This window comes from Leptotrichia massiliensis, from assembly GCF_900104625.1.
Lineage (GTDB): Bacteria > Fusobacteriota > Fusobacteriia > Fusobacteriales > Leptotrichiaceae > Leptotrichia > Leptotrichia massiliensis.
This window is the reverse complement of record NZ_FNVZ01000001.1, coordinates 44073-59046: the sequence shown is the minus strand read 5'-3', so window position 1 is coordinate 59046 and position 14974 is coordinate 44073. Positions and strand designations below refer to the sequence as shown.

At 31.7% G+C, this 14974-nt stretch carries 9 protein-coding genes, 1 tRNA gene and 2 rRNA genes; 9 read left to right on the top strand and 3 right to left on the bottom strand.

Annotated elements, in window-relative coordinates; genetic code table 11:
• The first annotated feature begins 68 nt into the window (after positions 1-68).
• From BQ5344_RS00335 to BQ5344_RS00320, 4 genes are all read left to right on the top strand, one after another.
• Positions 69-2974: ribosomal RNA gene (locus BQ5344_RS00335) — 23S ribosomal RNA — on the top strand.
• A 61-nt stretch (positions 2975-3035) separates the two neighbouring features.
• Positions 3036-3148 (top strand): 5S ribosomal RNA (gene rrf / locus BQ5344_RS00330).
• A gap of 15 nt (positions 3149-3163) precedes the next feature.
• Positions 3164-3240 (top strand) — tRNA-Asn (locus BQ5344_RS00325).
• Between the two features lie 297 nt (positions 3241-3537).
• The gene (locus BQ5344_RS00320) at positions 3538-3969 is read left to right on the top strand and encodes a DUF6314 family protein (protein ID WP_071123716.1); all 432 of its coding nucleotides are present in this window, start codon (positions 3538-3540) and stop codon (positions 3967-3969) included.
• Between the two features lie 905 nt (positions 3970-4874).
• On the opposite strand, the gene BQ5344_RS00315 is transcribed toward BQ5344_RS00320, so the two are convergent.
• The 3 genes from BQ5344_RS00315 to BQ5344_RS00305 all read right to left on the bottom strand — a co-directional run bounded on the left by BQ5344_RS00315 (position 4875) and on the right by BQ5344_RS00305 (position 7568).
• On the bottom strand, positions 4875-5426 hold the full coding sequence (locus BQ5344_RS00315) for a hypothetical protein (protein WP_071123715.1): 552 nt from the start codon (positions 5424-5426) through the stop codon (positions 4875-4877).
• An 89-nt stretch (positions 5427-5515) separates the two neighbouring features.
• The gene (locus BQ5344_RS00310; protein ID WP_071123714.1) at positions 5516-5992 is read right to left on the bottom strand and encodes a phage head-tail adapter protein; all 477 of its coding nucleotides are present in this window, start codon (positions 5990-5992) and stop codon (positions 5516-5518) included.
• Positions 5993-6095: 103 nt separating this feature from the next.
• Positions 6096-7568 carry a hypothetical protein gene (locus BQ5344_RS00305; protein ID WP_071123713.1) on the bottom strand — a complete coding sequence of 491 codons (1473 nt, stop codon included), beginning with the start codon at positions 7566-7568 and terminating at the stop codon, positions 6096-6098.
• 420 nt (positions 7569-7988) lie between these two features.
• Here BQ5344_RS00305 and BQ5344_RS00300 point away from each other — a divergent pair, with 420 nt between their 5' ends.
• The 5 genes from BQ5344_RS00300 (at position 7989) to BQ5344_RS00280 (ending at position 14948) form a co-directional block, all read left to right on the top strand.
• Positions 7989-9410: a glycoside hydrolase family 1 protein gene (locus BQ5344_RS00300; protein WP_071123712.1), complete on the top strand. Its 1422-nt coding sequence runs from the start codon at positions 7989-7991 to the stop codon at positions 9408-9410.
• Between the two features lie 252 nt (positions 9411-9662).
• Positions 9663-11042: a UDP-N-acetylmuramoyl-tripeptide--D-alanyl-D-alanine ligase gene (locus BQ5344_RS00295; RefSeq protein ID WP_071123711.1), complete on the top strand. Its 1380-nt coding sequence runs from the start codon at positions 9663-9665 to the stop codon at positions 11040-11042.
• A gap of 90 nt (positions 11043-11132) precedes the next feature.
• Positions 11133-12221: a phospho-N-acetylmuramoyl-pentapeptide-transferase gene (gene mraY / locus BQ5344_RS00290; RefSeq protein ID WP_021768803.1), complete on the top strand. Its 1089-nt coding sequence runs from the start codon at positions 11133-11135 to the stop codon at positions 12219-12221.
• A 182-nt stretch (positions 12222-12403) separates the two neighbouring features.
• Positions 12404-13783, top strand: a complete 1380-nt coding sequence (gene murD / locus BQ5344_RS00285) for a UDP-N-acetylmuramoyl-L-alanine--D-glutamate ligase (protein WP_071123710.1) — start codon at positions 12404-12406, stop codon at positions 13781-13783.
• A gap of 40 nt (positions 13784-13823) precedes the next feature.
• Positions 13824-14948 carry an FtsW/RodA/SpoVE family cell cycle protein gene (locus BQ5344_RS00280; RefSeq protein WP_071123709.1) on the top strand — a complete coding sequence of 375 codons (1125 nt, stop codon included), beginning with the start codon at positions 13824-13826 and terminating at the stop codon, positions 14946-14948.
• The last annotated feature ends 26 nt before the right edge of the window (positions 14949-14974 follow it).

Sequence of the window (14974 nt, the reverse complement as noted above, 5' to 3'; positions counted from 1 at the left end):
TTTAGGACAATGGGAAATGAATAGTAGGTAAAAGATTACAATGAAACTAGAGTAAAAGTTATTCTGGATAAAAAGCTAATAAGGGCACACGGAGGATGCCTAGGCAACAACAGCCGATGAAGGACGTGATAAGCTGCGATAAGCTGGGAGAAGATGCACATAATCGTTAATCCCCAGATTTCCGAATGGGAAAACCTGCATGTCTGGAGGACATGCGTGAAAACGGTAAGCCCGTGAACTGAAACATCTAAGTAACGGGAGGAAAAGAAAGTAAAAACGATTCCCTAAGTAGCGGCGAGCGAACGGGGAAAAGCCTAAACCGTGCCAGTGCCAAGCGGACAGCATTGCTGGCACGGGGTTGTGGGACTTCCATTAACGGATTGTCATAATGTTTAAACTGTATGTATGTAAGTAGAATCAGCTGGGAAGCTGAACCAAAGAAGGTGATAGTCCTGTAGAACATAAAATACATATAGTGACTGGAAGCACCCGAGTAGCGTCAGGCACGAGGAATCTGGCGTGAATCAGCGTGGACCATATCACGCAAGGCTAAATACTGTTGTTGACCGATAGTGAAGAGTACCGTGAGGGAAAGGTGAAAAGAACCCTGAGCAAGGGAGTGAAATAGAATTTGAAACCGTGTGCTTACAAACGGTAGGAGCACTTTATGTGTGACTGCGTGGATTTTGGTTAATCATCCTGCGAGTTATGATTAGTGGCAAGGTTAATAAAGTGGAGCCGAAGGGAAACCGAGTCTTAATAGGGCGTTAAGTCGCTAGTCATAGACGCGAAACCTAGTGATCTAGGCCTGTCCAGGCTGAAGCTGAGGTAAGACTCAGTGGAGGGCCGAACTCACCGCCGTTGAAAAGTTGGGAGATGAGGCAGGTCTAGGGGTGAAAAGCCAATCGAACTAGGAGATAGCTCGTTCTCTCCGAAATGCATTTAGGTGCAGCCTTGACGTTAAGATATGTGGGGGTAGAGCTCTGTATGGTCTAGGGGGCGTACTGCTTACCGAAATCAAGCAAACTTCGAATACCATATATTAATAGTCAGGAGTGAGTCCGCGGATGACAAGGTCCGCGGACGAGAGGGGAACAGCCCAGACCGCCAGCTAAGGTCCCTAATTATGTCTAAGTGGGAAAGGAGGTGGATATTCACAGACAACCAGGAGGTTGGCTTAGAAGCAGCCATACCTTAAAAGAGTGCGTAATAGCTCACTGGTCGAGAGTATCTGCGCCGAAGATGTAACGGGGCTAAGACATAAACCGAAGCTGCGGAGGCGTGTAAACACGCCTGGTAGGAGAGCGTTCTGTAGGCCGTTGAAGGAATGCCGTAAGGCCATTCTGGAGGTATCAGAAGTGAGAATGCAGGAATGAGTAGCGAGAAGGCGGGCGAGAATCCCGCCGGCCGGAAGTCCAAGGTTTCCAGGGGAAGGTTTGTCCGCCCTGGGGAAGTCGGGACCTAAGCATAAGCAAAATTGTGATGGCGAATGGAAAACAGGTTAATATTCCTGTACCACTATTATCGCTTGAGAGACGGAGTGACGCAGGAAGGTATGTGAGAAGACTGACGGAATAGTCTTTCTAAGGGCGTAGCATGGACACGCAGGAAAATCCGCGTGTCTAAATGTGAGACCTGATGGGGAAGTGCATTAGCATAAGTCACAGATCCTACACTGCCGAGAAAAACTTCTATCGATGAGAAATAGTGCCCGTACTGTAAACCGACACAGGTGGACAGAGTGAGAAACTTAAGGCCGACAGGATAACTCTAGCTAAGGAACTCTGCAAAATAGCCCCGTAACTTCGGGAGAAGGGGTGCCTGATATACTTGAGAGGAGAAACACCTCAAGGGGAAACAGGCCGCAGTGAAGAGTCCCAAGCAACTGTTTACCAAAAACACAGGTCTATGCTAAGCTGAAAGGCGACGTATATGGGCTGACACCTGCCCAGTGCCGGAAGGTTAAGAGGAGGATTGAGAGATTCGAATTGAAGCCCCGGTGAACGGCGGCCGTAACTATAACGGTCCTAAGGTAGCGAAATTCCTTGTCGGGTAAGTTCCGACCTGCACGAATGGTGAAATGATTTGGGAGCTGTCTTGGCTGGAGACCTGGCGAAGTTGTAATGTCGGTGAAGATACCGACTACCTGCAGTAGGACGGAAAGACCCCGTGGAGCTTTACTGTAGTTTGGCATTGGGTTTTGGCTGTGTGTGTATAGGATAGTTGGGAGACTGTGAAGTTAAGGCGTCAGTTTTAACAGAGTCGTCGTTGGAATACCAACCATATGCCGTTGAAATTCTAATCTGGTAACGGAGACAGTGCTAGATGGGCAGTTTGACTGGGGCGGTCGCCTCCCAAAGAGTAACGGAGGCGTTCAAAGGTTCCCTCAGGCTGGATGGAAATCAGCCTAAGAGTGCAAACGCATAAGGGAGCTTGACTGCAAGACTGACGGGTCGAGCAGGTACGAAAGTAGGAGTTAGTGATCCGGCGGTTCCGTATGGAAGGACCGTCGCTCAACGGATAAAAGCTACCCCGGGGATAACAGGCTGATACTTCCCAAGAGTCCATATCGACGGAAGTGTTTGGCACCTCGATGTCGGCTCGTCTCATCCTGGGGCTGGAGAAGGTCCCAAGGGTTGGGCTGTTCGCCCATTAAAGAGGCACGCGAGCTGGGTTCAGAACGTCGTGAGACAGTTCGGTCCCTATCCACTGCAGGCGCTTGAATACTGAAAAGATCTGACCTTAGTACGAGAGGACCGGGTTGGACAGACCTCTGATGTACCAGTTGTCACGCCAGTGGCATGGCTGGGTAGTCACGTCTGGAACGGATAATCGCTGAAAGCATCTAAGCGAGAAACCGACTTTGAGATGAGTATTCGCAGTATCCATGGAGAACACATGGTTGATAGGCCAGAGGTGTAAGTGCAGCAATGCATTCAGCTGACTGGTACTAATATTACATCTGCTTTTTAATTAATCTTTTACTACTACTATTTATTTCTCATTGTCTTAACTTGACAATTTAGTTTTTAAAGTTTGGTGATGTTAGCAGCAGGGATACACCCGGTTACATTTCGAACCCGGCAGTTAAGTCTGTTTACGCCTACGATACTTGGATTCGTCCCGGGAAAATAGGTAGTTGCCAAACTTTTTTCTTTTGTGTGTCTCCGTAGCTCAGCCGGTTAGAGCATCTGACTGTTAATCAGAGGGTCGTTGGTTCGAGTCCAACCGGGGACGCCATTTTTTTTTTAAAATATTCAAAAAGTAGATAAATTTTAAAATAAAAAGAAATAGAGGATGTGCAATATATTAATAAATAGTTTTGTAAAGATGAAGATAATATAGCATTATGAAAAATATAGATGACTTGGACAGGATACTTTCTGAAAAAAGTATTTTGTCTTTTTTTGTTTATAAGGTGGATAACTTTTCTTATAAAAATAGATAAATAGTATTTGTTTTCTTTATTTTGTACTTTATTTTTGATATACTGTAATAAATATATTGGAAGATGTTTGGAATTACGGGAGAAATAGTATGGATAGGATTATGGATATTTATGAAATTATGAGAAATGTTAGTAGGATATCTTTTAAGGCAAAGAGTTTGGAAGGGTCTTCGACAGGTTGGAATTATGTTGGCAAAGGGAATGTTGTGATTAAAGAAGAAGGAGATAGGTTGTATTTTATTGAAGAAATTATTCTAGATAATGATATTCGGTATAGTGATAGAAAATTATGGGAGTTTAAGGAAAATTATATTGGATTTTATAGGTTTAGAAATGGTGATTATGAGAAGATATTTGAGTTTTTATTTTGTGATGGGGAATTTATGATGAAGAAAGAATATTTGTGCAGTCCTGATTTATATTATGGAGAAATGAAAATTTTGGATAATAGAATTTGTTTGTTTATAAAAGTAAAGGGGGAAAAGAAGAATGAAGTTTTAGAATACACGTACTTAACATAGAAATTTAGTCAATTCAGGACTTTTGAAAAGTGTTGAAGTAGAGTGTGTTTAGTGTAGGCTTGTTTGATAACTATATGTATTTAGAATTTAATAAAATAAATATTCTGAAGCAGGGGTGTTACCCTTTGTGGAAATGAAAAAACTTAGGTTAGAGAATACATCTAGTATACTTGATACTAAACTTCGTTTAAATAATTAATTTATTAAACCTGTTCGATAACTATGTTGAATTTGAAAATGTAATGAGATAAATATTACTCTGAAGGGAGCGAGACATCTTATTAGAGATAAAAAATATAAAGTTGCCGAACGAGTCTATTAAAAATATTTTTAGCAAGAAATTAAAATGCAGTTTTTGCTTGTTAAACTGATTATAGAGTTAAAATCTAGAATTTATATTAAGGAATATCTGAAAATTTTCAAAATGATAAATTTTTAACAAATTTTCCAAAATCAAAAATAGTAAATGCTTATTTTATTGTGCTTTGTACAATTTCTAAAATCAAAAAAATAATATAGATTTTAAGTTTTCAGACACAGCCTATTTTTAAATATTGAAATAAAGTAACTTATACTAAATTCATTTAAAAAATAGTAATAAAATTTTATAATAATTAGTTAAAAAAATCAAATCTAATTTTTAAGTATTTGTATAGGAGATTTTTATTCAGATTTTGAAAAACTGCTTATTATTAATAAATAAAATTACAAAAGTATTTAAGACGAATACTTAATGATTAAATTTAATTATAGGATATTTTATAAATACATAGATTGTAAATAGTACAATCTTGTACAAAAGGCTTTGATTCGATGAATTTTCTGATTTCTACTATTTAAATGAGAAGTAGTATTAATTTAAAAAAATAACCGCTGTCTTTTACAACAACGGTTATTTAAAAATTCTAACTATTTTCTTTTAGATTATATTTTTTTATATAATCTTCCATCATTTTTAATGCTATTGGTTTCTGACACCTTTTAACAAATTCTAAAGCTGTTAATCCCCATTTATCTTTTGTTAATAATTGTAATCCTGGTTGAGAAAAGATTAATTTATATAGTGGAATCATCTCGTTTTCATCAGTAAAATAATTAAAAATATTTTTAAAAACTACAATTCTGTATGGTTTGTATAATGCTGTTATATCTGCTCCTTTTTCTAAAAAAATTCTGCATAATTCTGTTGTTCCAGCTATATCATTCCCTCCACTTTCAAATAAAGGAAAAAATAAAGTAGTTCCTTCCTTTGTTCTGTATTTAATATTAGCACCTTTATTTATTAAAAAAATTGATATTTTATAACATGCTTCGTCATTATTATTTCTTAAGGCATCATATAAAATATTACTTTTCAAGACACTTTCTTTATCTTCATATCCTTTTTCAAATAATTCTAAAAAATCTTCATATGTCCCTAACATTGCTGCTGCTGATACTGTTCTATATTCTGACATTTTTATCTCCTTTTTTAATTTTAATGCTTCATTTTTGTTTTTAAAAATATTTAAAATTTAAAGTTGTTTTTATTTTTGTTCTAGTATTCTTAATAATTGCCTTTCAGCACTTCTACTAGCACACATTTATTTTCTATATTCTTTTCAGGATATTTATCTATATTTTTTAATATATTTTTCTTTTCTTTTTCTGGTACTGAAATATATTTTATTTTTGCTTCCTTATCAATTCCAAATGCTATTCCAAATAACTTTCTTTTTGTATAGAACCATTTTTTTCCAACTATTTCATAAGCATAATCTTTAGCTTCTCTTAATGAAGTGAAAAATTCATCTTGATTAGCAATTTCTCGCATTTTTCCATTTTCATCATCTATATAAAATTTTATTTGCCTTTCTTTAAAAATCTTATAATTTTTTTCATAGTATTCTTTTCTGTTTGCCATATAGCGATTATTTGGACAATCCGATACATTTATTCTTGCTTTTTTTAAATGATTTCTATAAAATAGACCAATAGCAACTATAAAAGTAAATAACAATGATAATTTGAAAAACTTATTCATAGTTGATCTCCTTTCTTTACTTTATTCGTATTTTCAAATTATATTTTCTATATTATTTATATAATCTAGTTTAGATTTTAATACAGGAAAATTTTTAGTAGAATTACTCTTTTTTAGAAGTTCTGTTTATAAAAGAATTTAGATAGCGGTTATTTTTTTTTCTGTTATAAATCATTATTCGAGAATAATTTCTTTTTTTCTTTATGTTAGAAAATCTGTCTATTTTATTTAATATTATGTAGCGTTTAATTAATTTTAGAATGTTAAATAACTCTGTTAGTATTGGGAGCAGGAGTATTATAAAAATTAGCAAGTATGATTTTGAAAAATAGGATACGAGGACGTTTATTATGTCGTAGCCTTTTTTTAGATTTTTGTCAAAAAATAGACTGAAGATAAAATCTCTTATTAGTAGCGTTTGAATTAAGGCTATTGGGAACATTAGCAGTTTTATTGTTCTGAGGATTGAAAAAACAGATTTTTTTATTGTTAGAGTATTTTTTTCATTTAGCATTAATTTGGATACTATTTTTTCTTTTTCTTCAAATGGAAAATTGTAGTATTCATATTCTATTAAAATAAAAATTATTAAAAATGTAAACAAAAAATTATTTATAATTTTTTTGATATTTAAGCTAGTTCCCATCACACCAAAATCACTAATTTTTTTACTTTCATCCCGTAATTCAAAATTATTGTTTAATATTAAAGTTTCACCAGTTTCCAGCTTAATTATTTTTCCATATACTTCTCCTTCAATAATTTTTTTATTTTTTAGTTTTATTTTTACGGTATCCCAGTTGAAATAAATTATCTTTCCTTTTAGCCATATTGTTTCATTTTTTTCATTTATAAAAGATAAATTTACATTGTTATTGTCGTCAATTACTGTATCTGTGATATTTATATTTCCCTTTTGAGAGTTTTCGTAAGTAAGAATTTTTAAATTTTTATCTACTTTCCATTTTGTTTTTCCATCTTTGTTTACAATTTCGAGAGTGCTGTTTTTTAACTCGTCTATTGAATTTATTTCTGCGTTTTTTATTAGAATGGATTTTTTATTTAATATTTCAAGTTCGTTTTTGTAAGAATTAAGAAAGTAGACTACTCCAAAGAAAATTACAGCCATTGGAAGAATTTTTTTAATACTATAGTCGTAAAAATAAGCAGTAAAAATTTTCTTTTTAATAATAAAAGTTATAAGCATTGACAAAAACGATAATATTATTATAATAACAGCTGAAGCATATATAAAGTAGTTGTAGCCTTTTAGATTTAACGCAAGATTTAAAAATGAAATATAAAATAGGACTATTAGCAGAAACCTTAAAACATATCTATTTACATTTATAATTTGTATTTTGCCATTTTTTATATTTTGAATTTTTTCCAATTGCTTATTTATTTTAGTTTTATTTGTATTTTTTAATTTTAGCTGATTATTTAGCAAGGTTGATTTTTTATTTAGTTCATTTAATAATTTTGGTTCATTTTCCAGTTCTTTTTTTCTTTTTTGTATAAAAAATTTTTTGAAAAATTCGATAATTTCTATTTTACTTTTAAATAGTTCTTTCATAAGTTACCTCTCCTGCTAGCAAATTTTGTTTTGTTATTATAGCATTATTGTATTATATTTTCTATATATTCATTATAGAGAAAATTTTTAAAATAAAAGAATTGTAATGAAAACGTAAACGAAAGAGAATTATAAAAAAAATTAGGTAAAATGATAAAAGTATAAGATGAGAGAAGGAAATATTATAAAAAAGTTGATTGGAATTTTAGTTTTGATTTTACTTGGAATGAGAGTGATCAGATGTGAACTTTTTGGTTATAAAAGATTTGATTTTTTATAAAAATGGAATATAATAACAGTAATGACACTTTAAGTATTATTTAGGTTTTAGAAATTATAAAATTTTATCAGTGGATTTTATGAGGGTGTAAGTACATATTGAAGGAAAATAGAAATATGAAATAAATGGAGGAATATTGTATGGCAAAATTGAAATTTCCAGATAATTTTTGGTGGGGATCGGCTACTTCTGGACCGCAGAGTGAAGGAAGATTTAATAAAAAGAATAGAAATATATTTGATTACTGGTTTGATATGGATAAGAAGGCGTTTTTTGATGGTATAGGTCCGGATGTGGCTTCAAATTTTTATAATAGCTTTAGGGAAGATATAAAATTATATAAGGAAATAGGGCTTAATTCATTAAGAACATCGATTCAATGGACACGTCTCATAAAGGATTTTGAAACTGGGGAAGTTGATGAGGATGGAGTGAGATTTTATACAGAGGTTATAGAGGAATTTGAGAAAAATGGGATTACTCTTGTGATGAACTTGTTCCATTTTGATATGCCAATAGAATTGCAGGAAAAATATGGCGGCTGGGAATCAAAGCATGTAGTTGAATTGTTTGTAAAATATGCCAGAAAAGCATTTGAGCTGTTTGGGGACAAGGTGAAATACTGGACTACTTTTAATGAACCGATAGTACCTGTGGAAGCACAGTACATGTATCAGTTTCATTATCCGCTTATTGTAGATGGGAAAAAGGCTATGCAGGTTTTATATAATACAGCACTTGCTTCAGCAAAAGCAATTGAGGAATTTAGAAAAACAGAGCCGCTGAAAAAAGATGGGGAAATAGGAATAATTTTGAATTTAACCCCATCATATCCAAGGAGTGAAAATGAAGAGGATGTAAAGGCTGCCAAAATATCAGATGTGTTTTTTAATAATTCATTTTTAGATCCTGCGATTTATGGTAAATTTCCTGAATTATTGATAGAAATACTGGAAAAGGATGGAGTCTTGTGGGAAAGTACAGAAGAGGAACTAAAAATTATTGCAGAAAATACAGTTGACTTTCTAGGGGTGAATTATTATCAGCCAAGAAGAATAAAGGCTCGAGAAACGGAATTTGATATTTCTAAAAATGGCTGGCTGCCTGATAAATATTTTGAAAATTATGATATGCCGGGGAAAAGAATGAATATTTACAGAGGATGGGAAATTTATCCACAGGCGATTTATGATATTGCTAAAAATATTCAGGATAACTATAAAAATATAAAATGGTTTATTTCAGAAAATGGAATGGGAGTTGAAGGAGAAGAAAAATTTAAGAATGAACAGGGGATAATTGAAGATGACTACAGAATAGATTTTTTTAGGGAACATCTGACACATCTTCATAGAGCAATAGAAGAAGGATCAAACTGCTTTGGCTACCACACTTGGACACCGATAGACTGCTGGTCCTGGACAAATGCCTACAAAAACAGATACGGATTTATCTCGGTAGATTTACCAACGCAAATAAAGACAGTAAAAAAATCAGGGTATTGGATAAAGAAAGTTTCTGAAACTAACGAAATTGATGGCTGGGATATTAAAAATAATTAATAAAATTAGATACTTATGGTAAAATTATTTTAAAAATATACTTAAAAATTGAGGTTATTCTGCTGAAATTTTAGGTTTATATAATTTTTCCAGCTTGACTCTAAGCGGATTTGTGCATAAGATAAATTCTTTTAGAAAAATTTGAAAAAAAAATAAAAATATATTGAAAAAATGCTCTTCAAATGATATAATTTTATAATGCGAATAATTGTGAAAAAAGTATTAAATTAGATAGGAATCTGGAGAAATTTTATGAATAAAGCTGAAGTGTTTCAAAGTTTCTTTAATAAAGTAGAAATATCAGATTTTGAGATAAATAATATTTCGATTAACTCGAAAGAACTTGGTAAAAATGATATTTTTGTTGCTATCAGAGGTGGGAACAATTTTGTTAATGAAGCGTTGGAAAAAGGTGCTTTTGCTGTTTATGACAGTAAAACTTTAAAAATAGATGAAAAATATGCTAATCGTGCATTTTTTGTAAATGATAGTGTTGAATTTTTACAAAATTTTGCTAGGGAATGGCGAAAAAATTTAGATATAAAAGTAATTGGAATTACGGGAAGTAATGGAAAAACTACTGTAAAGGACATGATTTACCATTTGCTTTCACAAAAATATAAAGGAAAAAAGACTGAAGGGAATTACAATAATCATATTGGATTACCCTTCACTTTGTTGCGTGCTGAAGAAGATGACAAATTTATTATTCTAGAAATGGGAATGAGCGGTTTTGGAGAAATTGATCTTCTTGGGCAGATTGCATTGCCTGATATTAATGTAATTACCAACATTGGGGAATCACATCTGGAATTTTTAAAAACGAAGGAAAATGTATTTTTGGCAAAAACGGAAATTATTCCGTATATTAAAAATACACTTGTAATCAATGGAGATGATGATTATTTAAAAAATGTAAAAGCTGAAAATATTGAAGTTGTAAAGGCTTTGAATCTAGGAAATAATGAGTTTAGGGAGAAGACGTCTGATTTTTATTATGGGGACGTTCATTTTAACGAAAATGGAACTGATTTTTTTCTGAAATATTTTGGAAAAATTTGTCAAAGTACAGTTGAAAGAAATTATAAGACGAATGTTCTAGGAGAACATAATGTATTAAACTTAGTTATGGCGATTGCTGTAGCTAAACAATTCGGAATGGAAGATAAAATAATCAGTGAAGCTGTGAAAAATATTGGCTTGACTGGAATGCGGTTTCAAATAATTGAAAACGGCGATACAACATATATTAACGATGCCTATAATGCAAGTCCAATGTCTATGGAAAAATCACTTGAAACATTTTCCCAAATATATAACGACAGACTGAAAATAATGGTTCTAGGAGATATGCTGGAACTAGGAGAAAATGAACTGGAACTTCATAGCAACCTTTTTAATACAATAAAAACTACAAAATTTGACAAACTTTATTTATTTGGAGAAAGGATGAAAAGTCTATTCGAAAAAATAAAGGAAAATGTGGACAATGAAAATTTAAAAAACAAGGAATTTGGACATTTTGATGAAAAAGAAGAAATAAAAGAAAAAATAAGACAGATTTCTGAACAAAAGGCAGTGCTGTTAAAAGCATCACGAGGAATGAGATTAGAAGAAATCATAGAAAAATAAATATTATAAACAAAGAAAGGAGAAGAGTTTTTTATTACTGTATAATTTGTTTAAATATGGATTATTGGGTAAAAAACTCTATAATAAAGAATGTTATATTTACTGCAAGAGTTATTTATAAATAACTGGAGAGTTTTACGTGTTTTTAAATCAATAATGTTGAGAGCGTCTGTGGCGTTTATGATTGCATTTTTATTTATGTTAATTTGTGGGAAACCTTTCATTGCTTGGCTTAAAAAGAAAAAATACGGAGATACAGCAAGAGAGGAAGGACCTAAGTCACATTTTGACAAGTCGGGAACGCCTACAATGGGAGGACTTTTAATAATTGGTGCAATTTTATTTGCAACTGCTATCGCTGGTAATTTTACGAATAAATTTATTGTATTTTTGTTTATAATTACAATTTTATTTACAACAATTGGATTTTATGATGATTATTTAAAATTGACAAAGCACAAGAAAGGGCTTTCTGGAAAGAAAAAAATACTGGGACAATTGATAATTACAGCATTAACATTTGGATTTGTATATAAATTTGGACTTGTAAGCAAAACAATTGATTTTTCAATAATAAATCCATTAATTAAAAATTCATATTTATACATAACTCCAATTCTGTTCTTTATTTTTGTGGCATTTGTAATAATCGGCTCGTCAAATGCCGTAAATTTGACAGATGGACTGGATGGACTTGTGAGCGGACCTACAATTGTGGTAAGTATCACGCTTTTAATTATTACCTATCTAACCGGAAATGTAAAATATGCAAAATATCTAAATCTTTATTACGTTCCACAAGCAGCTGAAATGATAGTTTATTTAGCCTCAGTAATCGGAGCTTTAATCGGTTTCTTATGGTACAATTTTTATCCAGCACAAATGTTTATGGGAGATACAGGTTCTTTAACATTAGGTGGAATTTTAGGAATAATTGTTATTTTCATAAAACAAGAGCTGTTATTACCAATTGCTGGATTTATATTTATTATGGAAGCCTTGTCAGTTATGATTCAAGTCTGGCACTTTAAAACTTTCGGAAAAAGAGTATTCAAAATGGCACCAATTCACCATCACTTTGAACTGCTGGGATTACCTGAAACAAAAGTTACAATAAGATTCTGGATTGTTTCAATAATGACATGTCTATTAACATTTGTAATTTTGAAATTAAGATAAATAAAGCGGGGGATTTTCCCCTGCAAACTAATTAAATTATGTTTTTATTTATTGTTTTATAAAAAATGAAATTGTAAATAAGAATATAATAAATTTATTTTTATAAAAACTAATTTAGTTGAGTACTTAAGAATTTGGAATTTAGAAATATAAAATAAATAATAGAAAGAGGAAAAAATCATATGGATAAAAAGGGAATTGTATTTGGTGCTGGGTTAAGTGGGCTTGGTGCTAAGGAATTGCTAGAAAAAAATGGATATGAAGTGTATTTGATAGATGATAAGGCTGCAATGCCATCAGCAGAGGGAATTAGGCTTTTGAATGAGGAAAAGGTTGAATTTATAGTAAAAAGTCCTGGGATTCCGTGGAAGGCAGAACTTTTGAAAGTTGCCAAGGAAAAAGGTGTTAAGATTATTTCAGAAATTGATCTGGCTTATAAATATGTGGATAAAAATATAAAAATTATTTCGTTTACTGGGACAAATGGAAAAACTACAACATCTACAAAAATGGCAGAATTACTTAACTTTGCTGGATTTCGTGCAAAACTTGCTGGGAATGCAGGTTTTTCGTTTGCAAAATTGGTGGCTGATGAAGAAGAGCTGGATTATATTGTACTGGAGCTTAGCAGCTACCAACTGGAAAATAATCCGCAAATTCATTCAAATATCGCTGGAATAATCAATTTAACTCCAGATCATTTGACACGATATAATTCGGTAGAAGATTATTATATTACAAAGTTTGCGATTTTTGATAAGCAGACAGATGATGACTTTGCATTGATTAATCTGGATGATGAAGTTTTTGCAGAATTGTATGAAAGAAATGGGATAAAGGAGAAAATAAAGGCTCAAAAAGTTTATTTAAGTAAAGAGACAAAAGGAACAGTTTTTGTTTATGAAAATAATATTCGTATAATGAAGGATTTGAGTAAACGGGTTGATGAAATTCAGAATTTTGGTGAAAAAATTGATGAAATTTCAGAAATTTTATTAAAAACTGAAGAATTGTCATTAAAAGGTAGACATAATTTGGAAAATATGTTATTTTTGATAAGTTCAGCAAAAATATTAAATGTGAAAAATGAAAAATTAGCTGAATTTTTAAAATCAACGAACGCTCTTGAACATAGGCTTGAAAATTTTTTTGTGAAAGAAAATACAATATTTATTAATGATTCTAAGGGAACAAATGTAGAATCAACATTAAAAGCAATTGATTCATTTAATAATTCGATTATTATGATTCTCGGTGGAGATGATAAGAAAATTGATAATATGCCTTTGATTGAAAGAGTTAAGGAGAAAGTTGACTTTGTTTATTTAATTGGGGATAATGCTCAGATTTTGATTGACGATATGGAAAAGATTGGATATAAAAATTATAAAAATTTGGAAACAGTTGAAAATGTACTAAATTACTTGAAGGAAAATGTGGATTTTTCACAAAATCAGACAGTACTGTTTTCACCTGCAACATCGAGCTTTTGCCAATTTAAAAGCTTTGAACATAGAGGAAAAGTCTTTAAGGAATTGACACAAAAAATTTTAGGGAAATAATTTTTATTTTTTAGAAAAAAATGTAATTTAGGAGAAAAAAGTGAATAGTAAAAAAATATTGGGAACAAGTTTTGTAATTATTATTATAATATTTTCAGCATTGAGCCTTATAACGATAGCAAGTCTTAGTTTTCCAAAAGGGAAAGAAGGTTATTATCAATTAATAAAACAGGGATTGTGGCTGTTTTTAGGTTGGATATCATTTTGGATTACAGCTAATTTAAATTATAAAAAATATAAGGGTATAGCTAGATATTTATATGTTATAGGGCTTTTTGGTCTTGTGTTGGTTCTGATTGCAGGAAAAGCAAAAAATGGAGCGACACGTTGGCTTGAAATCGGAGGGCTTTCTATACAGCCTTCAGAATTTTCAAAATTATTTTTAATTATTATGTTATCCACACTTGCGTACAAGTATAAAACTCAAAATAAAATAAAGAAATTTCCTAAAATATCAAGTGGAATTATGATGTTTGTTGCATTCATATACATGAGTCTTATTTTATTGGAAAAGTCTTTTAGTAGCACAGCACAAATTACAATAATAGCGTTGACTTATTTATTTATTTCAGAAATAAAATTTTCAATAATTTCTACTTATGCTGCAATAATAGGAATTGGTGGATGGCTTGCAATAACAACAACTGGGTATAGAGTAAACAGACTTATTGAATATAAATCTAAAGATGGCGGAGGACAAACTGCTGAATCACTTATTGCCATTGCAAATGGTAAATTTAGTGGAAGATTTTATGGGAATGGTTTACAAAAATATAATTTTTTGCCAGAAATACATACAGATTATATTTTTTCAGGATTTGCTGAAGAAAATGGATTTTTAGGAGTTTTATTTTTATTAGGATTGTACGCAGCTTTGCTAATCATAATAGGAATTGCCTTGAGAAAAATAAAGGATTTGTATGCAAAATATCTTTTAAGTGGTATTTTCATAATGCTTACCACTCAGATAATTGGAAATATAGCGGTCGCAAGTCAGTTAATACCATCAACTGGAATACCTCTTCCAATGATGAGCTATGGTGGGAGTACAATGATAGTGGTTATGTTGACTCTAGGAATTGTTTATAACATACTGCGGGCATTATATAAGCAGGAAATGGGAAGAAACCTTGATAAACTAAGGGAAATGGATTATATGATGTAGAACTGAATTTTGACTAATAAATAAAA